Origin of the sequence: Xanthomonas sp. Leaf148, assembly GCF_001423585.1 — a bacterium.
Lineage (GTDB): Bacteria > Pseudomonadota > Gammaproteobacteria > Xanthomonadales > Xanthomonadaceae > Xanthomonas.
The window spans coordinates 58,470-81,985 of the sequence record NZ_LMOP01000014.1; the positions used below are offsets into that span (position 1 = coordinate 58,470).

The following is a 23,516-nucleotide window of genomic DNA, read 5'->3' on the forward strand; positions in this document are numbered from 1 at the left end:
CGCAGCAGCGGCGTGCAACGTCGCGTCATACGCAATGCGGGGGGGGGCTGAGGTCATGACCAACGTACAGTCGCCACGCGCTGCAACGTGGAGCAATGCCATGCGCGTTAGCTGCACCAACATGATCTGCACCGTCATGATCTGTGCCGGGCTTGCACTGCCCACCCTCGACGCCACCGCACAGACCAGCGCACCGCGCGAGCGGGTGTCGCTCAACGGGCAATGGCGCTTTCAGCGCGACGACCCGCCGGGTAATACGGTGGTACTCGATTACGACGCGCGCCCGCAGGTGATCCGCAGCGAAGACGGCAAGGTGGCCGATGCGCGCCCGGATCAGGCGCAGCAGCTGCGCACAGCGGCCAAGGACGTGCTCAAGCCGTGGATTCTGCCAACCGCCAACGCCCTGATCGCCGACCCGGCGCAACGGCATCGACGCCCGCCCGGCAATCCCGGCAACGACGTCGCGTATGTGCAGCCGCAGTTCGACGATAGCCGCTGGCAAACCGTGGATCTGCCACACGACTGGGCCATCGCCGGGCCGTTTCTGGTCGATGGTCCGTACGGCGGGATGGGGCGTCTGCCGAGTTGGGGCATCGGCTGGTATCGCAAAACCCTGGACATTCCGGTCAGCGATCGCGGCCGCTCGCTGTTTCTTGATCTCGATGGCGCGATGTCCTATGCCACGGTCTGGCTCAACGGCAGGCTGGTCGGCGGCTGGCCTTACGGCTATAGCTCCTGGCGTGTGGACCTGACACCGTATGCGATTCCCGGCGCGCGCAACCAGCTGGCGATTCGTCTGGATAATCCACCCGATTCGGCGCGCTGGTATCCCGGTGGCGGGCTATATCGCAGTGTGTGGCTGACCAAGACTGCGCCGCTGCACATCGCACAGTGGGGCACGCAGCTGACCACCCCCCAGGTGTCGGCCGCATCCGCACAGATCCAGCTGGCCGTGACGCTGGATAACGCTGCGCGCACTGCTGCGCAGGCGCAGGTCAGCACCGCCATCTACGTGCTCGACGCGGCAACAGGCACACGCAGTGGCGATGCGGTCGCGCAGATTCCCGTAGCGCAGATTGCCGTGCCTGCCGGCGGTAGCACCCGCGTTCAGGGCAGCGTGCAGATCGATGCACCACGCCTATGGGGCCCACCGCCGACCCAGCAACCGCATCGCTACGTGGCGGTGACCGAGGTGCGCCAGCGGGGGCAGGTGATGGATCGCTACGAAACCCCGTTCGGCATCCGCAGCATCGTGTTCGATGCGGACAAGGGCCTGCTGGTCAACGGCGAGCATGTGGCGATTCGCGGGGTGAACAACCATCACGATCTCGGCGCGCTCGGTGCCGCGTTCAATGTGCGCGCCGCCGAGCGGCAGTTGCAGTTGCTGCAACAGATGGGTGCCAACGCCATCCGCATGAGCCACAACCCACCCGCACCGGAGTTGCTGGAACTCACCGATCGCATGGGCCTGCTGGTGGTGGACGAGGTGTTCGACAGTTGGGAGATGAACAAGACGCCGCTGGATTTCCATCTGGTATTTGGGCAATGGCATGAGCCGGATCTGCGCGCGATGTTGCGACGCGACCGCAACCATCCGTCGGTGATGCTGTGGAGTGTCGGCAATGAAGTCGGCGAGCAATACACCGGGCAACAGGGCGCGTCCATCGCGCGCACGCTGCACGCCATCGTGCATGACGAAGATCCGTCGCGGCCGGCCACGGTCGCGATGAACTACGCTTCGCCGGACATGCCATTGCCGGCCGCGCTGGATGTCATCAGCCTCAACTACCAGGGCGAGGGCATCCGCGATGCGCCGGAGTTCGCAGGCACCGAGCGCATCCGCAAACCGCCGCAATATCCGGCGTTTCATGCGGCATTCCCGCACAAGGCCATTGTCAGCAGTGAAACCGCATCGGCCTTGAGCAGCCGCGGCGTGTATCTGTTTCCGGTGAGCCCGGACATCAGCGCGCCGGTGCGCGACGGGCGCGGCGGCGACTCGGTGGCGCATCAGGTCAGCGCCTACGAGCTGCATGCGGTGGACTTCGGCTCCAGTGCCGACAAGGTATTTGCGGCGCTGGACCGGCACCCGTATGTCGCCGGTGAATTCGTCTGGACCGGCTTCGACTATCTGGGTGAGCCCACGCCGTATTACAGCTCGCGCAGTGCGTATTCGGGCATCTTCGATCTGGCAGGGTTTCCCAAGGATCGCTACTGGTTGTATCAGGCGCGCTGGCGCCCGCAGCTGCCCATGGCGCATCTGCTGCCGCACTGGAGCTGGCCCGGCCGCGAGGGCCAGGTGACGCCGGTGCATGTGTTTACCTCTGGCGATGAGGCCGAGCTGTTCGTCAATGGTGTCTCGCAGGGGCGCAAGCGCAAGCGCGCGCTGCACTACCGGCTGCGCTGGGACGATGTGGTGTACCAGCCCGGCGAGCTACGTGTGCAGGCCTACAAGGACGGCAAGCCGTGGGCCAGCGATCGCGTGCAGACCGCCGGCCGCGCGGCGCGCCTGCAGATCACGCCCGACCGCAGCCGCATCGACGGCGACGGCCGGGATCTGAGCTTCGTCACCGTGCAATTGCTGGATCGCGACGGACGGCCTGCACCCACCGCCGGCGACCGCCTGCGGTTTCGGATCGATGGCCCGGGCGAACTGGTCGCCACCGACAACGGCGACCCCACCAATCTGGAGTCGTTCGCTTCGCCGCAACGCAACGCCTTCAACGGGCTGTGCCTGGCGATCGTGCGGGCGAAGGCGGGCGCACGCGGCACCATCACCCTGCATGTCGAATCGGACAGCCTGGACGCCGCGCAGGCGCAGATCGTGGCGCAGTGATAAGGCTGCTCACTACCTGTCGCCTGCAGCACCTCACCTTGGAACCTGCCATGCACACGCACCTGCCCACTCTTGCAACCCTGTTGCGCATTGCCATTGTGGGCGTCAGCGCGATCGCCGCCCTGCCTGCAGCCGCGCGTTGCGACACCGCCGCCACATCGCTCAAGCGCGCGTATGCCGACGGGTTTTTGCTCGGCACTGCGGTCAATGCCGACATCGTCTCCGGCAAGGACGCCGCGGCCGCAGCATTGGTGGCCTGCCACTTCAACGCGGTCACCCCGGAGAACGTGATGAAGGCCGAGGTCGTTGCGCCGCGCCCGGGCGTCTTCGACTTTCGCGCTGCAGATGCGTTCGCGGACTACGCGCAACGCAATCACCTGTTTGTGGTGGGGCATACGCTGGTCTGGCATAACCAGACCCCGGACTGGTTCTTTGTCGATGCGCAGGGCAAGCCTAATAGCTCGGCCGCGCAGATCGAGCGCATGCGCGCACACATCGCAGGCGTGGCCGGGCGCTACGTCGGCAAGGTGCAGGCCTGGGATGTGGTCAACGAGATCATCGACGAAGATGGCAGTTACCGTTCCACCAACTGGGTACAACGCGTGGGCGATGGCGACACCGTGGTGCGCAATGCGTTTACCTTTGCGCAGCGGTATGCACCGGATGCAGAGCTCTACTACAACGACTTCAACGCATGGCGGCCGGCCAAGCGCGACGGCATCGTACGCATGGTCAAGATGCTGCAGCAATCCGGCATCCGCATCGACGGTGTCGGCATGCAAGGGCACTGGGGGCTCGACTATCCCAGCCTGCGCGATATCGAAGACGCCATCGACGCCTACGCCGCACTCGGCATCAAGGTCATGATCACCGAGCTCGATGTGGACGTGCTGCCGCTCACCAAGGAAGGCCAGGTCATCGGCACCGGGATGGCACACAAACAGTTCCAACTGCCAGAATTCAAGCGCTTTCTGGATCCCTACCGCGATGGGCTGCCGCCTGCTGTGCAGGCACAATTGCGCGACCGCTACGCGGAGCTGTTCGCACTGTTCTGGCGCAAGCGCGACAAGCTGGCGCGCGTGAGCGTGTGGGGCGTCAGCGACGGCATGTCGTGGAAGAACGATTACCCGGTGCCAGGCCGCACCAATTACCCGCTGCTATTCGACCGCAATCACCAGCCAAAACCGGCGCTGGATGCGGTGTTGGCGGTGCCTGAGAGTGCGGGTCGATAGTCGCGTTCGCCAACATGCACGGGGACCCTGCCGCCGCATGATGGCATGATGCACTCACCTGGATTTCCGGACTTCCCGATGCGCTTGCCGTCCTATCTGTTGTTGGCCGTTCCGTTATTGGCGATTGTCGCTGCCTGCACCAAGAAGGATCCGCCGCCGCCGCGCTTCCCAGCCATCGGGCATGTGGAAACCTTCGATCGCCGCTTCGGCGAGGTGGTTGCCGCAGACGCGCGGATCGAGAAGCTCACCGAAGGCTTCACCTGGTCCGAAGGCCCGGCATGGGTGCGCAATGGCGGCTATCTGTTGTTTACCGATGTGCCGGAAAACAAGCTGTATCGCTGGTCCGAAGAGGCCGGCCTGTCGGTGTTGCTGTCGCCCTCGGGCTATGTGGGCCCGGAGCAGGCCACGCTACGCGAAGCCGGTGCCAACGGACTGTATGCCGAGCCCGATGGCACCGTGTTGCTGGCCGACTCCGGTACCCGCATCGTCGCCAGGCTCGACCCGGCCACACGCAAAAAAACGCCGCTGGCCACCAGCTTCGAAGGCAAACGTTTCAATAGCCCGAATGATGTGGTCCGTCGCACTGACGGCGTGGTGTTCTTCACCGACCCGCCGTACGGCTTGAAGGATCTGAACGACTCGCCGGTCAAGGAGCTGCGTTTCAACGGCGTCTATCGGCTGGACACCGATGGCAGCGTGCATCTGCTGGACGACAGCCTGAGCTTCCCCAACGGCATTGCGCTCTCGCCCGATGCGCGCACCTTGTACGTTTCCAATTCCGATCCGGAACGGCCGATCTGGATGGCGTACGCGCTCGACGCGCGTGGCGCGGTCACCAGCAAGCGTGTGTTCGCCGATGCCTCGGATCTGGTGGGCAAGGACTCGCCAGGACTGCCGGACGGCATGGCTGTGTCCGCCGACGGCCACTTGTTTGCCACCGGCCCCGGCGGCGTCATCGTCTTCAACCCGGCCGGCCAACGCCTGGGCCGCATCGAAACCGGCGAAGCCATCTCCAACTGCGCCTTCGGCAACGACGGTCACACGCTCTACATGACCTCGCACGCGATGCTGACACGCGTGCGGGTCAAGGCGCTGGGGTTGCAGTTTGCGCGATAACACCTATCGGGCGACCAAACTTTAGTCCATCCAGTCGCCGCTCTTGTAGGAGCGGCCCTGGCCGCGATGGAGCGTTAGCGATATCCCTGCATGACAAGTAGCCCTGCATGACACGTCGCTTTTCCTTCAAGCCACTCCTGCGATTCGACTCGGCTGTCGCCCACGCTGCTTAGCGCATGGCTTCCGCGTCACCCAACATCAACACATCATCCAACTCCGGCCCACCACCCCGGTTGCCGCTGCCCGCAACGATGTAGAGATCGTCGCCGACTGCTGCGGCCTGGGTGCCGTGACGCCCTTGCGGGAGTGCGGCCAGCGCTGTCCAGGTGGATTTAGCCGGGTCGTAGGCTTCTACCTCGTCGTGCGCTTTGACCTGACGCATGCTCTCGCCACCGATGATCAGCAGCTGGCCATTGCGCACGATGGCGGCGGTGCCCGCACGCTGCGTCGGTAAGGCCGCCGGCGCGACTGACCATGTGCCGCGTTGAATATCGTAGATGTCCACTTCCGGAATCGTCTGCGCCAGGGTGTTGCCGCTTTCATGCGCGGACCTGCGCCCACCGGCGGCATACAGCTTGCCGTCGATCACTGCCGCATGAAAATGGTCGCGTGCGTGCGGGGCGTCGGCCAGCTGCGTCCACTGCTGGGTCTTGGTATCGAAGGCGTCCAGCCACGGCACATAGCCGCTCATGTGCCCGCGCGTGTTGCCGCCCACCAGATACAGCACGCCATCATGCGCAACTGCGCCCGCCGCACCACGCCGACGGTGCGCGGGAATTTCCGGCCCCACCTGCCAGGTGTCGGTCTGCGGATCGTAGATCAGCATGTGGGTCAGCGAGGCTTCCTCCGGGTAATCGCCGGTAAATCCGCCTACAAAATACAGCTTGCCCGACACCACCACTGCTTGCGCGTGGCTCACCATCAGTGGTGGCGCACTGCCTCGCGACCAGCGACGCGTTCGGGTGTCGAAGATATCCAAGGGCCGCTGGTCGCGCCCGCCGATCAGATACAACCGCTCGCCGATGGCCACCATGCTGTTCTCGTGACGTGCATGCGGTGTGCTGTCGGCGTGGATCTGTTTCCAGCTCTCGCCTGCAACTATCTGATCGTGCGATGCCCGCTCTACAGCACGCGCGTCCTCGACCGGCAGTGCAAGGAGCGGCGCGGCGAACGCGACGGCGGTGATGACGGCGAGTGCTGACAGTTTCAAGGCATGTTCCCTCCGATGACAACGTGTGATCGAGTGTATCGACACGACGATGCCACGTCTTCGCTGCGAGCAGGCTGATCCATAGATGATCAATCGCGGTTCGATGGGCAATTCGACGTGGTCAGCCTTTCACGAGCATGCAGCAGCGCGGGTTCGCGTCGCCGCTTCAGGCGGCTGCCATTCAATCGACGACATACGCGGTGCACCGCAGGCTTGCGGCAATCATTGGCTGATCTGCTGGGTCATCGTGCAGCATCAACGTATGGCACCGAGGAGTACGCGTCATTCTTCGGCGACAAGTGGATTGGCGTTGCGCAGGCAGTTGCTGCAGCGCATGCAGCACAGACAGGTCAACGAGAATCAACCGCTACACGTCTTCACGTAGGCTGCATCGCAGATGCGAACACTACCGGTCACGCTTCCTATCAGGACTCTTCGCATGGCGCGCACTGCTACGACGCACACGGTTGATCTCTCACCGCCAAAGAATGTCGCGCAGGCGGCGGCACGCGGCCTGAAGCTGCGCGAGCAGCATGGGCGTGGCGGCACCGCGATTGGTGTGGCGCGGGCACGCGATCTGTCCGCGCAGAAGTCGCTATCTGCACAGACGATACGGCGCATGCATGCGTACTTCGCACGTCACAGCGTGGACAAGCAGGGCAAGGGGTGGGCAGATGCCAAGGCACCTTCGGCCGGGTACATCGCCTGGCTGTTGTGGGGCGGCGATGCCGGGCAACGCTGGGCCGAGCGGGTGTTGCGGCAGCTGGACGCGCAGGCCACCACTAAGACGGCCACCCCATTGAAGCGGAGCACCAGCGGTACCGCTGCCGGAGGCAAGAAGGCAGCGACCAAGACAAGCGCAGCCAAGAAAGGCGCACCTAAAAAGACCGGCAAGAAGGCCGTAGCGAAGAAGGCCACCGCTAAAACGACGGCAAGTAAAAAAGCAGCTGGAAAAAAGAGCAACGCGGGTTCTGTCGTGAAGAAAGTTGCAAGGAAATCAAGCAAGAAGACAGCCAGCAAGAAGACAGCAGCCAAGAAGGTGGCGACCAAGAAGGCTGACACTCGCAACGGCGCTGCAAAGAAACGTGATGCTGCGCGTAGTGCAAAGACGAGCGGCGCGAAACAGGCCGCGCCTTGGACCAAGCCCAATCCGGTCAAAAAGTCGGCCTCAACGTCGCTGTCCCCTACCCAGAAAGCCAAAGCCAAAGAGCGCGCCAAAGCAGCCGGCCGACCGTATCCGAACCTGGTCGACAATATGGCAGTGGCTAGCGAGCGCAGCAGCATCAAGCGTGCGAGCAAGTCGAGTACGGCGAAGAAGGCGGCAACAAAGCGTTAGCGGTTGTCAGTGGATACCCGTCATCGGGTTGCGCTGCGTCAGCGTCAAAAACGTGGCCGCAGCGGAGTAGCGTTGCGGCCTTATCAAACCAGGCGGCCGGCAAGCGTTGCCAGCAATCGTCACCTGGGCATTAATGGCGGGTACGGCGCGGCGCACCTTCAGCGGCCGTATGCGGCATACCGATCCGAGCACCGTCCCTGCGTGTTCGGCGACGGCGCAAGCGATAGGCCAGCTGCGCTAGGGCACAGATCGATGGCGCTTGCTATCGCCGCGGCATCGGTCCGAGCAGTATTTCACCTCGTCCCAGACCTTCTCCCACTTCTTGCGCCAACGGAATGGACGCCTGCATTGCACGCAAACCTTCTCCGGCAAATCCTGCTTTTTGCGCATTGCCATGTCGATGGTGGTAACGCATGTCCTGGTGAAAACGGAGGTCAAGCATGTCACAGGTCCACAAAAAAGTTGCTAGCGGAGCCTGAGGAAGGTAGATGAATTAAGAGAGGTGTCGACCTCCGCAAAGGAGCAACTACGCCTCTTGTGGTAGATAAGCAACAACCGCTTCCTTGATCCTGTCGGCTAGACCATAAATATCATCAATCGAGCTGATATCGATCTGTTCCTCCTCCTTATTCTGATTGAATACGCCAATCCGCAACTTTTGAAGATTATTGAAGCGGAGTCTGCAAATAGGTTTTCGGTTGTTATCGTCAAGAAGAACTGCGCAATAGCTTTGTGCATCTCTCATGAAGACTCGCTTTCCAGGCACGAGTTCACGCACGATGGCGCGTACAACATGAAATCCCTCGATTTCCTCTGGAGTGGTAACTACCATGGCGTCAGACGAAAGGTTTGATGCTGCCGATGCAGCCTGCTCGGGAACAATAGTTGGAGTGTGCTCATTGATAGAAATTGCCTCGGGCGCCATCGCACCCTTCAGTCTTTCATTGATCCTTTCGCTGACAAGCTGCTCAAAGGCTCTGCGTGTAATGGTTGTGAACTGTTCTCGTATGGCAGGTGTGAAACGTCGACTTCCAATAAGCTCAGCTGATACCAGTTTGACGAAATCTTCGGTTGGCTGATGCATCAATTCCGCAAGTCTTGTCTGAATGGCTCGCGTGTACTTTAATTCGTTGGCGGTCGTCAGGATTGTGTCAAGATCGAAAGCTGACTTGGCAAATTTCTTCAGTTCTTCAACGTCGCGATCCTTGAAGTCCAGCACGTTGAATTCGAAGAATGGCTTTTCATCCATCTTGTTCGGCTGCTCCAGGTCCGTAAAGAACCGATAGACCAAACCGTTTGTAAGCACTCCAAAACGTGCTGCGGTAACGTGGAAATAGCGGAAAAGTTGACTGGCGTGATTAATGCTTAACTCTGCTCCAGCTTTCTTGCATTCAAATAAAATGATGGGTTTTCCATCGCGAAGAATTGCGTAATCTACTTTCTCTCCCTTCTTCGTTCCGACGTCAGCTACGATTTCCGGTGTGACTTCTAGGGGATCAAAAACGTTGTAACCCAAAATCTGTATAAGAGGCATCACCATGGCATTCTTGGTGGCTTCTTCTGTCTGAATCAATGCTCGTGTTGTGCTTATGCGCGTTGCCAGAACACGTAATTGATCAACAAAATCCATGTGGCTTGCTCCGTTCCCCGTTGTTTTTGTCTTCTACCACAGCCTGCGTTGACATGGGAAGTCGCCAACTTTTAATAGATGAGGTCGCTTAGTTCTTTACCGCTCTCACAAAGAGTGATCGCTCGACCCTTCTCTATTGAGTAGCTGTGCTCCTGAGATGCCTGACATTGTCAGCAGCCCTGTCGTTATGTCAGTTGCTGGCGGTGTAGTCTTTGCTGGTGTCCAATTGCGTCATGAAAGAGCAAATCATGATCCAGCTTTCAGAGCATGACCAAACCATCCCAATCCTGCCCAGCTGCTCGATTGCGCAAACGCTGACGTTCTATCGGCGGCTCGGGTTTGAGGGCGATGCGCATCCGCATGATGCGGGATACGCGATTATGCGGCGTGGCGCTGTGGAACTGCATTTCTTTGCGCATCCGGATCTCGACCCGGCCGCTTGTTATGCGGGGTGCTATCTGCGGGTGGGCGACGTGGATGAGATCTACGCGGCGATGCAGTCGGCGGCACTTCCGCAGCGCGGCATTCCGCGGATCGACCCGGTGGGCGACAAGCCTTGGGGGATGCGCGAGTTTGCGATTGTGGATGAGAGCGGCAATCTGCTGCGGATTGGTCAGGTCATTGCAGCCGGGTAACCGGGCAGGGGCTGACGACGCTGGAGCAGCGGATTCGACTCCCGTCGACAGCGCTCGACGGCAATGCTGACGCTGGTGCCGCGTTAGATTGCATGCCCGCTGATCTGCCATCGCGTCAGGCCGTGGCGCATTGCGCATCGCAGCGCTTTCAAAGCAGCGCTTTCAAATCCACGGCCGACTTATCGCTGGCCGAACTGGCGCCCTGCGCATCCGCTAGACAACACGCATCGCGACAAGCGCTTTCTCCACGTCGTGCGGTGTCGCGGTACCCAGCGCGGCATACGCGGTGGTCAGCGCTGAAGAAAACCGCACATCTGCAGACAACGGTGCGAACACGGCATCCAGCTTAAGGAACAAGGCGATATCGTGGCCGGCATCGCCGGTTGCGTCGCGTCCCAGCGCGCTGAGCACCTCGCTCAAGGGATCGATCAGCGCGATACCGGTGTGCGCCTGCCTACGAACGAACTGCAGCCACGCGGCCAGCGGCAGGCAGAGGCGGTCGATCTGTTGGCCTGCAGCGAGCGCGTCGCCGATCGTGGAGAGCAGCCGCACGGGAAGTTTTTGCGAGCCGTCCCAGGCGATCTGTGCCAATAGATGGCGAATGGCGGGATTGCGGAACCGCGCAAGGATGGCATCGCTGTAGCGCTGCGCATCGAAGCCCGCCATGAGCGGCAGGGTGGGGGCGATGTCCTCGCGCATCAGTGTTTCGACAAAAGCTGCCAATGGCGGCTGACGCATGGCGTCGGCCACGGTGTCGCGCCCCAGCAGACTGCCCAGGTAGGCCAGTGCGGAGTGAGGTGCATTGAGCAGGCGCAGCTTGGCGCGCGCGTAACCGGCGATGTCGTCGCTCAGTACGACACCGACGCGCTCCAGCGCAGGACGACCATTGCAGAAGCGATCTTCGACAACCCACTGGGTGTAACGCTCGCGCTGGATAGGCCATGCGTCGGACTGACCGAGTTGTGTTTGTACCTGCTGGCGCACCGCATCGTCGGTGGCAGGGGTGATGCTGTCGACCATCGAGCGCGGAAAGCTGACGTGCTGGTCGATCCACACCGCAAGCGCGGGATCGTGCCGGCCTGCAAGCGTCACCACCGCGCGACGCAGCAGGCTGCCGTTGTCGGCCAGGTTGTCGCAACTCAGTGCGGTGAACGGTGCGATGCCGCGCTGCATGCGCTGTTGCAGGCCGGCCACCAGATAGCCGATGGCGCTGCGGGGTGTGGCAGGGCTCGCGATGTCGTGCACGATATCGGGGTGGCTCAGATCCAACGTATCGCCGGCCAGGCAGTAGCCTTTTTCGGTGATGGTGAGCGTGACCAGGCGCACCGCTGGGTCGGCGAGGCGTGCGAGCACGGCGGCGTGTTCGTCCGCAGCGCACAACACTTCGCGAATGGAGCCAATGACGCGCAGCTGCGGCGTCTCGTCGAGCAGGGCGAGTGTGTAGAGACCATCCTGCGGACGCAGGGAATCGCGCACCTGCGGGCTGTGCAACGAGACGGCGCTGATGGCCCAACTTGGGTCGTTGGCAAGCAGGTCATCGATGTAGACCGCTTGATGCGCGCGAAAAAAAGCGCCGGCGCCCAGATGCACGATACCGATGGTGGTGGCTGCAGTGTCGTAGCCGGGCGTGATCACGGTGGGTGGCAGGGCGGCGAGTGTACTGCGTGACAAGCGTGACGTTGGCATATGGGCTTCTGCGAAAAGTGTTGCCTGGTGAGGGTGCGTGGGGCCGTACCCTCACCCCAACCCCTCTCCCGGTGGGAGAGGGGCGAATGCTTTACTTTTTGTCGATGGTGAAAACTTTTTTGGCGCGGATGTCGCTGCTGGAGGTACCAATCTGCACTTCATACGTGCCCGGATCCACGGCGTACGACTTGCGCTGCTCGTCGTAGAGACGCAGGTCGGTCTGTGGGGTGATGGTGAAGCTCACCTCGCGGTGTTCGCCCGGTTGCAGGGTGATGCGCTGGAAGCCACGCAGCTCCTTGCCGGCACGTTCGCGTTGCGGTGCGAGTGGGTGCAGGTAGAGCTGCACCACTTCGTCGCCCGCACGTTGACCGGTGTTTTTCAGGGTCATGCTGGCGCGTAGCGTGCCATCGGCGGCGACGGTGTTGCGATCCAGGCGCAGGTTCGAATACGCAAATTGCGTGTACGACAGGCCATGGCCGAACGGGTACAGCGGTGTGCCGTTGAAATAGCGATAGGTGCGGCCGCGCATGGCGTAATCATCGAAGGCCGGCAAGCGCTCGTTTTCCTTGTAGAACGTGATCGGCAGGCGACCGCCGGGATTGGCTTGACCAAACAACACATCGCCCACCGCGCTGCCGCCGCGTTGGCCGGGATACCAGGCCAGCAGAATTGCGGGAATGTGTTGCTGCGCCCAATCGATGGCCAGTGCCGAGCCGGTGGTCAGCACCATCACTACCGGCGTGCCGGTGGCCTGCAATGCCTGCAGTAAGTCACGCTGCGGTTTGGGCAGACGCGTGTCGGTGCGGTCGCCACCGGCAAAGCCGGGGTAGTTGACGTCCATCTCTTCGCCTTCGACATCGCCAGTGAGCCCGCCGACGAAGACCACCACCTCGGCGTTACGCGCGGCGTCCACGGCTTCCTGCAATGGTGGCTTGGCGCCGGGCATGCGCCAGGCCAGACGCACCCCGGCATCGCGGGTGGCTTCGTAATACTCCACGCGCAGGTCGTAGGCCTTGCCGGCTTCCAGGTGTACGCTGGCGTTGCCGCTGCGCATGCGCGGTGCATCGCTCCACTGGTCGATCAGCAACTTGCCATCCAGCGATAGCCGCACGCCGTCATCGGCGGCGATCTGCAGTTCGTAATCGCCGGTGACCGGCGGCAACAGCTGGCCGTGCCAACGCACGCTGAAATCGTCTTTCTCCAAGGCCTGCCCGGGCTGCAGTTCGCCACGGCCCAGCGCATCATCGGTCGGCGCATTGCGGTCCCAGCGGAACGCAATACGCGGGTCGATGCGGGTGAGCACCGGTTGCCCGGCCAAGCTACGTCCCTTGAAGTATTCACCGGTCAATCCGTTCTGTTTGGCATCCGCGGCTGGACGCAGATAGCGCGCGTCGATCGGCGCGGCGGCATTGGGGTCTTCGCGTCCTTCCACCAGATCGCTGCCGCGCGCATACACCACCTGCGCCTGTGGCGCCGCATCGCGAATACCCTGCAGGATGGTGACCGGCGCGGCAGGCGTGCCGTAGTAATTGCCCAGCAGCGACATCGGGTCATCGGCGGTGGGGCCGACCACGGCGATGCGTTTGAGCGTGGATTTGAGCGGCAGCAGGCCATTGTTTTTCATCAGTACCAGCGATTCGCGCGCGGTGCGGCGTGCCAGTGCATCGTGCTGCGGCGATTGATTGGCCGATGCGGGAATCTGCGCCCAGGGCACCTTGGCCGGTGGGTCGAACATCCCCAAGCGCATGCGCGTGATCATCAAGCGCTTGAGCGAGGTATCGATGGTGGCTTCGTCTATCAACCCGGCGCGCACTGCCTTGGGCAATGCCGCATAGGTGTCGCCGCAATCCAGGTCGGTGCCGTGTTTGACGCCCAATGCGGCAGCAGCCTCTGGCGTGGGCACGATCTTGTGGTTCTGCCAGATGTCGCGAATCGCCGCGCAGTCGCTGACGATATAGCCATCGAAGCCCCAGTCGTTGCGCAGGATGCCTTCCAGCCGCGTGCTGGCCGAGGCGGACTCGCCGTTGACGCGGTTGTAGGCGCCCATCACCGCGGCCACATGGCCTTCCTGCACCAAGGCCTGAAATGCGGGCAGGTATGTTTCATACAGATCGCGTTCGCTGGGATGCACATCGAAGTGGTGGCGGTCGGCTTCCGGGCCGCTGTGCACCGCGTAGTGCTTGGCGGTGGCATCGAGCTTGCGATATGCGCCCTGCTGCGCCTGCAGGCCTTGCACGAAGGTCACGCCCATGCGCGCGGTGAGAAACGGGTCTTCGCCGTAAGTTTCCTGGCCGCGGCCCCAGCGTGGGTCGCGGAAGATGTTGATGTTGGGCGACCAGAACGTGAGCCCTTGGTAGCGCTTGTGCTCGCCGCCCGCCAGAAAGGCGTGATGTTTGGCGCGCGCTTCGTCGCTGATGGCGGTGGCGACCTCGGCCATCAGCGGGGTGTCGAAGGTGGCTGCCAGCCCGATCGCCTGCGGAAACACCGTGGCGCCACCGGCGCGCGCCACGCCGTGCAGCGCTTCGTTCCACCAATCGTAGGCGGGCACCTGCAGGCGCGGGATGGCCGGCGCGGCGTTCTGCATCTGCGCGGCTTTTTCGTCCAGCGTCATGCGCGACACCAGGTCGGCGGCGCGTGTCTCGAACGGCAGTTGGGTGTCCAGATACGGCGGCGGTGTGGCCGCCTGGGTGGTGGTGCTTGCGACGGCAATCACCAGCAGCAGGCCGGCGGCCAGGGCGCGGCGCGGGGCGGTGGTGGAACGGGCAGAGTGCGAAAGCATGGTCAGTCCTCCTTGGTGCGGTCCGGTTGCAAACGGGCGAAGGGCCCGATCATGCTGCCGACGAAGCCGCCGGCCTGTGCGGTGCTGAGCATGCCGGCGTCGTCGTTGCGGCGCAGCGATTGCCAGCCGGCGCCGGTGGCGTCGTAGTCGAAGCTGTACGCGCCACCATCGCCACTGATCTGCAGACGCAGCTGCGTGGTGGTGGCCGGGATGCGGGTGCGCGCCAGCGTGGTGGTGGTGGCGCCGTCGCGCTTGTCGACAAACACCTCCAGTGCAGCGCCGTCGCGGCGCACGCCCAGCGCATACCACGCGTTGGCGTTCTGGAACGCGGCCAGCCCGGCCTGCACGCCGGCCTGCGTGGGCACCGCCAGCGCGGTGCTGGCATGAAAGCGGGCGTGTTGCTGGCGACGCGCCACAAACGCAGGCGTGCCGCTGCCCTCGAGGCCCTGCGCAGTCGCATGCAGGGTCAACCAACCGGCGCGTGCCTGCGTATCGGCCACCGCGCGTTTGGGTACGCGCAAGCTGAGCCATTCGCGTTGCAAGGTGGCGGCAGTGAAGTCGTCGTGCCAGGTGAAGTTGCCCGACAGCGGCGCCTGGTCGACAGGCGACTTTGCCCCCGCAGGTGCGTTGGCGATGGAGGGAATCGGTGTGCGGGCGGGCAGGATCGACGGCCAGCCATCGCGCCACTGCACTGGCAACAAGAACGTTTCGCGCCCGGTGTTGTAGCGCTCGCCGGAGTACGGCCGGCTGGCCAGAAACACCGCCCACCATTGCCCGTCGGGTGCTTCGACAAAATCGGCATGACCGGCGTTGCTGACCGGATGCGCACGCTCGGCGGGCAGGTCGCGCTGGGTGAGGATGGGGTTGTGCGGCGAGGGCGCATACGGCCCCCACACGTTGCGGCTGCGCAGCACCACCTGCGAATGTTGCAGCCCGGTGCCGCCTTCGGCGCACGACAGGTAGTACCAGCCGTCGCGTTGATACAGGTGCGGGCCTTCGATCCAGATCGGCTTGCTGGCCAGGTCAACGCCGCCGTTGAGCAGCACCTTGCGCGGGCCGGTGGGCTGATTGGTGGCGATGTCGAAGCGCTGCATCCAGATCGCGCGGTGGCCTTCGTACAACGGTGTGCCTTCCGGTGGGCCGTTGTTGAGCAAGTACGCGCTGCCGTCGGTGTCGAAGAACAACGACGGGTCGATCCCTTCGATGCTCGGCAGCCATGTGAGCGCCGACCAGGGGCCGGATGCACGCTCGGCGCTGGCGATGAAATTGCCGCCGCTGTCCACCGACGTGCCCACCACGTAGAAGCGCCCGTCGTGATGCCGAATGCTGGCGGCGAACATGCCGCGCGAGACGCCCAGACCGTCGTAGTCGAGCTGGTCGGCACGCTCGACCACATTGCCGATCTGCGTCCAGTGCACCAGATCGCGGCTCTCGAACACCGGGATCGCCGGAAAATACGCAAACGTGGAATTGATCAGGTAATAGCGCTCGCCCACGCGGCTGATGCTGGGATCCGGATAGAAGCCGGCCAGGATCGGGTTGCGGTACTGACCAGCTGCCAGCGGCGCGGCGAACACCGCATCGTCGCCGCGATAATCGAACCAATCGAAGGCGACATCGGCAGTGATAGCGGCGCTGGCCTGCGCCTGCGCCACACCAGGCGCAAGCGCTGCCATCAGCAAAGTAAGCGCTGCCGGCAACAGGCGCATCACCAGTCCCACATCGCGCCGTCTTCCAGGCGTGCAATCGGCAATTGCTTGGGCACATAGGGATACTTGGCAGCGAGTTCTTCGTCGATGTCCACGCCATGCCCTGGGGTTTCGCCGCAATGCAGGCGCCCGTCGCGGAACACGTAGTCGTGCGGGAACACCGCATTGGCTTCGTCGGAATGGAACATGTACTCCTGGATGCCGAAGTTGGGCACCCAGGTGTCGAAGTGCAGCGCCGCGCCCATGCACACCGGCGACAGATCGGTGGCGCCGTGGAAGCCGGTGCGCACCTGATGCAGGGCGGCAAAATCCGCCAGCCGCCGCACATGGGTGATGCCGCCAGCGTGGACAATCGTGGTGCGGATGTAGTCGATCAGTTGCTGCTCGATCAGGTGCTTGCAGTCCCAGATCGAATTGAACACTTCTCCCACCGCCAGCGGCGTCACCGTGTGCTGGCGAATGATCTCGAAAGCGCGCTGGTTTTCCGCAGGCGTGGCATCTTCCAGCCAGAACAGCCGGTACGGCTCCAGATCGCGGCCCAGGCGCGCGGCTTCGATCGGTGTGAGCCGGTGATGCGCATCGTGCAGCAATTCGATTTCATCGCCGTGGTCGTTGCGCAGTTGTTCGAACAGTTTCGGCACCACACCGAGATAGCGCGGCGTGGACCACACGGTTTCGGTGGGCAGTTCGCTCTCGGCCGGCTCGTAGGGCTTGCCGCCGCTGGAAATGCCATAGGTCTTCTTGATGCCGGGCACGCCGCACTGGGCGCGGATGGCGATAAAGCCCATCTCGCGGAAGCGTCCCACTTCGTCGCTGGTTTCGGCGATATCGCGGCCGTTGGCGTGGCCGTAGACCAGCGCACCTTCGCGCGAGCGCCCGCCAAGCAGCTGGTACAGCGGCATGCCGGCCATCTTGCCCAGGATGTCCCACAGCGCCACGTCCACCGCGGCAATCGCGCTCATCGTCACCGGGCCACGGCGCCAATACGCACCGCGATAGAAGAACTGCCAGATGTCTTCGATGCGGCCGGCGTCGCGGCCGATCAGGTTCGGCACCAGGTGTTCCTGCAAATATGCCGCCACCGCCAGCTCGCGGCCATTGAGCGTGGCATCGCCCAGCCCGGTGATGCCCGAGCGGGTACGGATCTTCAAGGTGACGAAATTGCGGCCCGGGCAGGTGACGATGACGCGCGCCTCGACGATCTCGCGATCGCGGGCTGAGCCTTGCAGCGGAGCAGGGGAGACGGGGGTCTGTGACATCGTGGTCTCGCTCATGGGGAAGAGGCGGTAGTGATGGGGAGTTCGAACGGACCGGCGGGCAGGCCGCTGCGGTCGTACAGCGTGCACACTGGGCTGTCGGCCCAGCAGTAGCGCACGCGCGTTGCGGTGATGCCGGAAGGAATGCGCAGGCTGACTTCGCGGCCCTGCAGCGTGGCGCTGGTGTAGCGGCAACTGTTGGCTGCCGCGGCGCAGACTTCAAAGCCGATCGGCGCGTCGTTGCCATAACTCAGCAACGCCGCATCCACGTCGTCGAAAGCGATGCGGATACTGTCGCCATCGCGACGTGCGCTGCGCGACACCGGGCCGGACGGCGCAATCGTCTCGCCATACACCACATGCCGCGCTGCACGCGCCAGGCGCCGCCCAAGTTCCTGCTTGTTGGCCGGATGGATGTCGTAGCGGTCGCCGATGTCGATGGCCACTGCCAGGCCGGCATGCGCATCGTCTGCAACGAAGCGGCGCTGCGCCTCGCGCAACTGCGCCCAGCCGCTCTCCGCAGGTTGCGTGGGCGGCGCGCCGTAATTGGCCAGCTGCACAACCAGCAGCGGCAGCTGCGCGCCGAAGCGTGCACGCCAGTCGCGCTGCCACGCCTGCAGCAGCGCCGGGTAATGCACCGCGTCGCCGGCATTGGATTCGCCCTGATACCACAGCACGCCACGCAGCCCGAGCTGGCCAAGCGGGGCGATCATGCCGTTGTACAAGGTGGTCAGCCCGGCCGCCGACGACCACGGCGCGCGTGGCGGTGTGCCCAGTTGCGGCGACACGATCTGGTACTGCCAGGGCGCATCCAGCGGCAACGTGCTGCCATCGCCAAACTGCAGTGCACGCGATGACGCATCGCCCAGCAATCCACCACGGCGATAGGTGTTGAGCACGTTGAGCACGATGCTGTTGCGCCCGGCATGCAGGTGGCCACGCGGCAGCGTGTAGCGTCGCGGCTGATCGGCACCGTAACTACTGCCTACGCCGCGTCCATTGACCCAGGTCTGGTCCAGCTCGTCCACCGGCCCCAGCAACAGGGTTGCTTCCTGCGCGGCCTGCGCTGCGGTCAGCTCAATGGTGGTGCGGTACCAGACCATGCCGTTGAAACCGACCAGCTGCGGCACGCCCCAGTCGTCCCATGCGCCCAGCGCCGCAGGAGCGGGTTGCCACGCGCCCGGCGCATCCGGTTGCCATGGTGTGCCGTCGCCATGCGCACGCCACCAGGTTTCCCACAACGTGCCCCAGCGCGGCGCGGCATCGGTCGGGTTGGTGGCGTAACGCGCCAGCACGTCCAGCGCCGGACCATCGTCGCCTGCCGCACGCAATGCCTTGTCGCCGATCCAGGCCTGCATCTGCGAGCCGCCCCACGAGGCGTTGATCAAGCCCATCGGCACCGCGACGGTCTTCTGCAATTCGCGTGCGAAGTAGTAACACGCCGCAGAAAAGTCCTTCACCGTTTCCGGCGTGGTGAGCTGCCACGCCGCCTCGCCACCGAAGTGTGTCTGTGGCGTGGGGCTGGATTGCGCCGGCACCTTGAACATGCGGATGCTGGGGTGATCGGCATCGGCAATTTCGCTGCGCGCATCCAGCGAGCGATGTACCTGCAATTCCATGTTGGATTGGCCCGAACACAGCCACACATCGCCAATCACTACATCGCTCACCTGCTGCGTCGTGCCGTTGGGCGTGCTCGCCTGTAAACGGTACGGACCACCGGCCGGGTGTGCAGGCAGGCGCGCCTGCCAATGGCCATCACGGTCGGCGCGTGCCTGCACCTGCTGCGCATCCAGCTGCACGGTGACGCGTGCGCCGGGCGCCGCATCGCCCCAGACCTTGATCGGTGCATCGCGCTGCAACACCACATGATCTTGAAAGAGCGCATGCAGCAACGGTGCATCGGCAGCTTGCGCAGCGTTGGATAGCATCGCCGCAGACAGCAGCACCGCCAGGGTCGTCATCACGCGCGTGCTCATTTCGGATTTCCTGGTGCGTAGGGAAATTTCAATGCCTGGTAGTACGCCAGCGGATGCGCAGGCGGCACCACGCCGGCCGGCAATGCGCGCCCTGAGACGCTCTGAAAATAGGCAATGCTGGCATCGCGCCACCACTGTGCTTCGTCCTGCTGGATGGCTAAAAAATCGCCCACCTGCTGGTAGCGCGGCGCATCGATCTTGCCTGCCAGGCCTTGCCAGGTCGCACGCATCGCACGCACTTCGTCCACGCCATGGTCGTAATGCCACACCAGCTCATCCCATAGCGGCCGCCCGGAGGCCATGCGCCGGTCCCACGGCACATGGTGGAACCACAGCAGGGACTGCTCGGGCACGCGCTGCATATCGCCGAACACACGCGCCACCGGCGCGGCGTATTGCGCCACCGCATTGCTGCCGCTGGCGCTGCGATCGAAGCCAATGCCGTTGCGATCGGCGCGGTGGTAATACACCGGGTCCCAATCCGGCCGCTCGCTGCCCGCATCCCACGGCGCCGGCCCGTAGTGATGGCCGCGCCCCATCAGGTGGTGCAGCCCGAGCGGGGTCATGTAATCCACCACCGCCTCGCGCGAGCGCAGCATCATGCCGACCACCGGTGTTACCACCGCAGGGTCGTTGGACAGGGTCATGCGCACCCAGTCCTGCGCGATGGCCTCTGGCGACAACGCCGGATCCCAGGCCAACCGCCCGTAGGCGTACCAGTTGGCCTGATCGAAAAGCGAGCCGCTCCAGTTGCGATCCGCCCCGATATTGGCCACGCCGGCAATGCCGGTGAGGCGCGGACGCTTGCCAGCGTTGAATAGCGTGCCGTCCACCGTTTTTGCCACCGTCGAGCCCTTGCCGCGCGCATAGGTATCGGCCTGCAGGGTCTCGGCAAACAGCGTGCCCAGATACGCCAGATGGGTGGAAAAGCCCAGATACTCCTTGGTGATCTGAAACTCCGGCATCAGCGGTGTCTTGTGCATCGCGCCGAACAACGGATGAAACGGCTCGCGCGGTTGAAAGTCGATCGCGCCATTTTTGACCTGCACGATCACGTTGTCGCGGAAGGCGCCGTCGAGCGGGACGAACTCGCTATACGCCTGCTTGGCGCGGTCGTCCGGCTGCTCGTGCGAATAGACGAACGCGCGCCACATCACCACGCCGCCGTGCGGCGCCAGCGCGTCGGCCAACAGGTTTGCGCCATCGGCATGGGAGCGCCCGTAATCCTGCGGTCCGGGCTGGCCTTCGGAGTTGGCCTTGACCAGGAACCCGCCAAAATCCGGAATGCGCGCGTAGATCTCGTCGGCCTTGGTCCGCCACCACTGCTGCACCTGCGGGTCCAGCGGGTCGGCGGTGTGCAGGCCGCCAATCTCGATCGGCGCACTGAAGCGCGCGCTGAGAAACACGCGGATGCCGTAGGGACGAAACACCGTGGCCAGCGCCGCGGCCTTGTCCAGATACTGCGGAGTCAGGCTCCAGGCTTTGGCATTGACGTTGTTGAGCACGGTTCCGTTGATGCCCAGCGATGCGTTGGCGCGCGCATAGTCGGTGTAACGCGGGTCCAGGTAGCCGGGCAGGGTCTGCCAGTTCCACAACGATGCACCGGCATAGCCGCGCTCCACCACGCCATCCAGGTTGTCCCAATGGTTGAGCATGCGCAGCTGCAAGCGCGGCGATTCGCGCACGTTCAGCGCGGTGATCGGTTGGCCGGTCTGCAGCAGGCGCAGGAAATGAAAGGCGCCATACAACGCGCCGACATCGCTGCCGCCCACGATGGCGGTGGCGCGATGTCCATCCACGCGCACCGTCTGGATCAGATACCCCTCACGGCCCAGATCGCCGGTTTTCAGCTGTAATGCGGCGATTTGCGGTGCGTTGGCGGCGCCTAGCAAGAGTGCGCCATCGGCCGTCACCGTGGTAGCGCTCTGCAGCGCGTGGCCGAGCAAGCCCTGCACGCCGCGCGCCAGCTCATCGCGCGCCGCATGCAGGGTGGGCGAATCGCCGGCAACCACCAAGGTCCGTGCGCTTGCCTGCAACTGCGCGGCGTCGCGCACGCTCTGGTAGCGCAACCATAATTCGTAGCCATCTTCGGCCTGTACCGGTGCCGCCGGTAGCAGCACAGCGCCCAACAGCACCAGACACATCAGCGCCAACGCACGCACGCTTGCGCGAGTGCGTCCCATCGGCCAAGCGCTCATGCCGTACGCTCGGATGCGGCAACAGCGGTTGCGCGCATCACCCCGCTCTGTCTGCTTCCCGGTACCATGACGTGCATCCTCATGCCCGCACCCGCTGCACGTGCACCGGCAGCAACACGCATGCATCCGCCAACGTTCGTTCGCACTTGAAGAGGCCACGCTTGGAGAAGGTCAGGAAATCGGTCCGCCGCACCAGCCGCGCGACCACCATCGACGAGGTAGCGGCGCTGGCAAAGGTGTCGCCGATGACCGTTTCGCGTGTGGTCAACAATAACGGCAGCGTGCGCGATGCCACCCGCGAGCGCGTGATGCGTGCGGTCGACAAACTCGGCTACACACCCAACCTCGCCGCAAGTGCGCTGGCCGCTGCGCAGAGCACGCGCATTGCGCTGATCTACAGCGACCCCAGCGGCGCGTATCTGCGCGAGTTGCTGCTGGGCGTGCTGCGAGTCGCCTCGCGCACTTCGATCCAGCTGGTGATCGACTGCTGGGACGATCTGGACGCCGATGCCGAACGCAAGGCCGCGCGCAAACTCGCCAAGGGTGTGGCCGGGGTGATCCTGCCGCCGCCGTTGTGCGAATCCCGTGCTGCGGTGCTGGAACTGGTGCGCGCCAAGGTGCCGGTGGTAGTGATCGCGTCCAATCATTTCAGTCCCGACGTGGCCTGTGTGCGCATCGATGAATTTGCTGCGGCCAAGGAGATCACCGAGCATCTGATCGAGCAGGGGCATACCCGCATCGGCTATATCGCCGGACACCCCAATCTGTCGGCCAGCACGCGGCGTTTCGAAGGATTTCAGGCCGCGCTTGCGCAAGCCGGGCTGCGTCTGGACAAGCATCTGGTGCAACCGGGCGACTACACCTACCGCTCGGGTCTGCTGGCGGCCGAAAAACTGCTGGCCCGCAAGCGCCGTCCCAGCGCGATCTTCGCCAGCAACGACGACATGGCCGCTGCGGCCATCTCGGTGGCGCATCGGCGTGGGCTGGACGTGCCACGCGATCTGTCGGTCGTTGGCTTCGACGACACCTCCGCCGCCACTGCCGTCTGGCCCGAACTCACCACCGTGCAGCAGCCCATCGCCGCCATGGCCGATGCCGCGCTGGACATCTTGTTGAAGACGATTCGCGCCAAGGAACGCACGTCGAAGATGGTCGATCATGTGGTCGCGCACCTGCTGGTCAAGCGGGATTCGGTGGCCGCACCGATCGCAATCGGCCCGGCCGAGTAAAAGCGGCTAGCGCACCACGGTGTCGCTGCAAGGTGGGCGCTAGCTGGGGTGTGCATGTCTCACGTGTGTTGTGCGGTTGTCGGTGCAGTGATCCCCTGACTAGAGCACCACGTTGTCAGCCATGTCGATACGTCGCGCGGTCACGTGCATCGCGTAGTGGCAATGCACGCAGTTGCCGTACACGCGCGGCGTCATACGACGCGCGTGCGATGGCAAACATCAACGCGTCAGGTACTGATTGATCAGGTTTTCGTAGGCTTCCTGGCGGCCGCTGATCTGGGTCGGCACATTGCCGGCCGCATGCTTGGCCACGTCCACCAGCGTGCTGGANGTACTGATTGATCAGGTTTTCGTAGGCTTCCTGGCGGCCGCTGATCTGGGTCGGCACATTGCCGGCCGCATGCTTGGCCACGTCCACCAGCGTGCTGGATCCATTGGCGAACGCCGCACCGGCGCCGCTGTCGAAGCTGGCGTAACGCTCGGCACGCCAGGTTTCCAGCGGCGAGGAGGTCAGCAGCGCATTGGCCACTTCCAGACCGCGCGCAAACGCGTCCATGCCGCCGATATGGGCCATGAACAGGTCCTGCGGGTCGGACGATTCGCGACGCACCTTGGCATCGAAGTTCAAGCCGCCCGGTGCCAGCCCGCCCTGCCGCAGCACTACCAGCATCGCGCCGACGGTGTCGTA

The 23,516-nt window shown here is 63.8% G+C and carries 15 protein-coding genes and 1 pseudogene; 6 read left to right on the forward strand and 10 right to left on the reverse strand.

The genetic code is table 11. The annotated features are described in order from the left end of the window. Positions 1-136: 136 nt before the first annotated feature. The 3 genes from galB to ASF90_RS20760 all read left to right on the forward strand — a co-directional run bounded on the left by galB (position 137) and on the right by ASF90_RS20760 (position 5,181). Positions 137-2,833, forward strand: coding sequence for a beta-galactosidase GalB (gene galB, locus ASF90_RS20750; RefSeq protein ID WP_115560713.1), 2,697 nt, complete (start codon positions 137-139; stop codon positions 2,831-2,833). A gap of 50 nt (positions 2,834-2,883) precedes the next feature. Beyond that, the gene (locus ASF90_RS20755; RefSeq protein WP_055854716.1) at positions 2,884-4,065 is read left to right on the forward strand and encodes an endo-1,4-beta-xylanase; all 1,182 of its coding nucleotides are present in this window, start codon (positions 2,884-2,886) and stop codon (positions 4,063-4,065) included. Positions 4,066-4,143: 78 nt separating this feature from the next. Then, the gene (locus ASF90_RS20760) at positions 4,144-5,181 is read left to right on the forward strand and encodes an SMP-30/gluconolactonase/LRE family protein (RefSeq protein ID WP_055854719.1); all 1,038 of its coding nucleotides are present in this window, start codon (positions 4,144-4,146) and stop codon (positions 5,179-5,181) included. 169 nt (positions 5,182-5,350) lie between these two features. Here the strand turns inward: ASF90_RS20760 and ASF90_RS20765 are convergent, their stop codons facing one another. Next, positions 5,351-6,283: a kelch repeat-containing protein gene (locus ASF90_RS20765; RefSeq protein WP_236699323.1), complete on the reverse strand. Its 933-nt coding sequence runs from the start codon at positions 6,281-6,283 to the stop codon at positions 5,351-5,353. Between the two features lie 547 nt (positions 6,284-6,830). On the opposite strand from ASF90_RS20765, the gene ASF90_RS23095 reads away from it, so the two are divergent. After that, positions 6,831-7,727 (forward strand): DNA-binding protein, encoded by an 897-nt coding sequence (locus tag ASF90_RS23095; protein WP_082473645.1) that lies wholly within the window; start codon positions 6,831-6,833, stop codon positions 7,725-7,727. A gap of 237 nt (positions 7,728-7,964) precedes the next feature. Here the strand turns inward: ASF90_RS23095 and ASF90_RS23100 are convergent, their stop codons facing one another. Next, positions 7,965-8,123, reverse strand: coding sequence for a DUF2256 domain-containing protein (locus ASF90_RS23100; protein WP_082473646.1), 159 nt, complete (start codon positions 8,121-8,123; stop codon positions 7,965-7,967). Between the two features lie 130 nt (positions 8,124-8,253). After that, positions 8,254-9,357, reverse strand: coding sequence for a type I restriction endonuclease (locus tag ASF90_RS20780; protein ID WP_055854722.1), 1,104 nt, complete (start codon positions 9,355-9,357; stop codon positions 8,254-8,256). 248 nt (positions 9,358-9,605) lie between these two features. Between ASF90_RS20780 and ASF90_RS20785 the strand changes: the two genes are divergently transcribed. Then, positions 9,606-9,992: a VOC family protein gene (locus ASF90_RS20785; RefSeq protein WP_055854767.1), complete on the forward strand. Its 387-nt coding sequence runs from the start codon at positions 9,606-9,608 to the stop codon at positions 9,990-9,992. A gap of 213 nt (positions 9,993-10,205) precedes the next feature. Here ASF90_RS20785 and ASF90_RS20790 read toward each other — a convergent pair whose 3' ends face one another. The 6 genes from ASF90_RS20790 to ASF90_RS20815 form a co-directional block, all read right to left on the reverse strand. Further along, entirely contained in the window at positions 10,206-11,678 is a 1,473-nt protein-coding gene (locus ASF90_RS20790) for a mannitol dehydrogenase family protein (RefSeq protein WP_055854725.1), read from the reverse strand. Between the two features lie 91 nt (positions 11,679-11,769). Beyond that, on the reverse strand, positions 11,770-14,457 hold the full coding sequence (locus ASF90_RS20795; protein ID WP_055854727.1) for a glycoside hydrolase family 3 protein: 2,688 nt from the start codon (positions 14,455-14,457) through the stop codon (positions 11,770-11,772). A 2-nt stretch (positions 14,458-14,459) separates the two neighbouring features. Next, on the reverse strand, positions 14,460-16,166 hold the full coding sequence (locus tag ASF90_RS20800; protein ID WP_055854731.1) for a glycoside hydrolase family 43 protein: 1,707 nt from the start codon (positions 16,164-16,166) through the stop codon (positions 14,460-14,462). After that, positions 16,166-17,425 (reverse strand): D-mannonate dehydratase ManD, encoded by a 1,260-nt coding sequence (gene manD / locus ASF90_RS20805; RefSeq protein WP_055854770.1) that lies wholly within the window; start codon positions 17,423-17,425, stop codon positions 16,166-16,168. Before manD ends, ASF90_RS20800 begins: the two co-directional genes overlap by 1 nt. 11 nt (positions 17,426-17,436) lie before the next feature. After that, on the reverse strand, positions 17,437-19,401 hold the full coding sequence (locus ASF90_RS20810) for a sialate O-acetylesterase (protein WP_055854734.1): 1,965 nt from the start codon (positions 19,399-19,401) through the stop codon (positions 17,437-17,439). Beyond that, positions 19,398-21,584, reverse strand: coding sequence for an alpha-glucuronidase family glycosyl hydrolase (locus tag ASF90_RS20815; RefSeq protein ID WP_193552649.1), 2,187 nt, complete (start codon positions 21,582-21,584; stop codon positions 19,398-19,400). Before ASF90_RS20815 ends, ASF90_RS20810 begins: the two co-directional genes overlap by 4 nt. Before the next feature lie 176 nt (positions 21,585-21,760). On the opposite strand from ASF90_RS20815, the gene ASF90_RS20820 reads away from it, so the two are divergent. Beyond that, on the forward strand, positions 21,761-22,828 hold the full coding sequence (locus ASF90_RS20820; RefSeq protein WP_055854741.1) for a LacI family DNA-binding transcriptional regulator: 1,068 nt from the start codon (positions 21,761-21,763) through the stop codon (positions 22,826-22,828). A 331-nt stretch (positions 22,829-23,159) separates the two neighbouring features. Here the strand turns inward: ASF90_RS20820 and ASF90_RS23105 are convergent. After that, positions 23,160-23,516: pseudogene (locus tag ASF90_RS23105) on the reverse strand (xylose isomerase); the annotation flags it as partial.

Excerpts from the sequence above, each read along its gene's own strand:
- galB (WP_115560713.1), top strand. The coding sequence starts at position 137 with ATGATCTGTGCCGGGCTTGCACTGCCCACCCTCGACGCCACCGCACAG.
- ASF90_RS20755 (WP_055854716.1), top strand. The coding sequence starts at position 2,884 with ATGCACACGCACCTGCCCACTCTTGCAACCCTGTTGCGCATTGCCATT.
- ASF90_RS20760 (WP_055854719.1), top strand. The coding sequence starts at position 4,144 with ATGCGCTTGCCGTCCTATCTGTTGTTGGCCGTTCCGTTATTGGCGATT.
- ASF90_RS23095 (WP_082473645.1), top strand. The coding sequence starts at position 6,831 with ATGGCGCGCACTGCTACGACGCACACGGTTGATCTCTCACCGCCAAAG.
- ASF90_RS23100 (WP_082473646.1), bottom strand. The coding sequence starts at position 8,123 with ATGGCAATGCGCAAAAAGCAGGATTTGCCGGAGAAGGTTTGCGTGCAA.
- ASF90_RS20780 (WP_055854722.1), bottom strand. The coding sequence starts at position 9,357 with ATGGATTTTGTTGATCAATTACGTGTTCTGGCAACGCGCATAAGCACA.
- ASF90_RS20785 (WP_055854767.1), top strand. The coding sequence starts at position 9,606 with ATGATCCAGCTTTCAGAGCATGACCAAACCATCCCAATCCTGCCCAGC.
- ASF90_RS20790 (WP_055854725.1), bottom strand. The coding sequence starts at position 11,678 with ATGCCAACGTCACGCTTGTCACGCAGTACACTCGCCGCCCTGCCACCC.
- ASF90_RS20795 (WP_055854727.1), bottom strand. The coding sequence starts at position 14,457 with ATGCTTTCGCACTCTGCCCGTTCCACCACCGCCCCGCGCCGCGCCCTG.
- ASF90_RS20800 (WP_055854731.1), bottom strand. The coding sequence starts at position 16,166 with ATGCGCCTGTTGCCGGCAGCGCTTACTTTGCTGATGGCAGCGCTTGCG.
- manD (WP_055854770.1), bottom strand. The coding sequence starts at position 17,425 with ATGTCACAGACCCCCGTCTCCCCTGCTCCGCTGCAAGGCTCAGCCCGC.
- ASF90_RS20810 (WP_055854734.1), bottom strand. The coding sequence starts at position 19,401 with ATGAGCACGCGCGTGATGACGACCCTGGCGGTGCTGCTGTCTGCGGCG.
- ASF90_RS20815 (WP_193552649.1), bottom strand. The coding sequence starts at position 21,584 with ATGGGACGCACTCGCGCAAGCGTGCGTGCGTTGGCGCTGATGTGTCTG.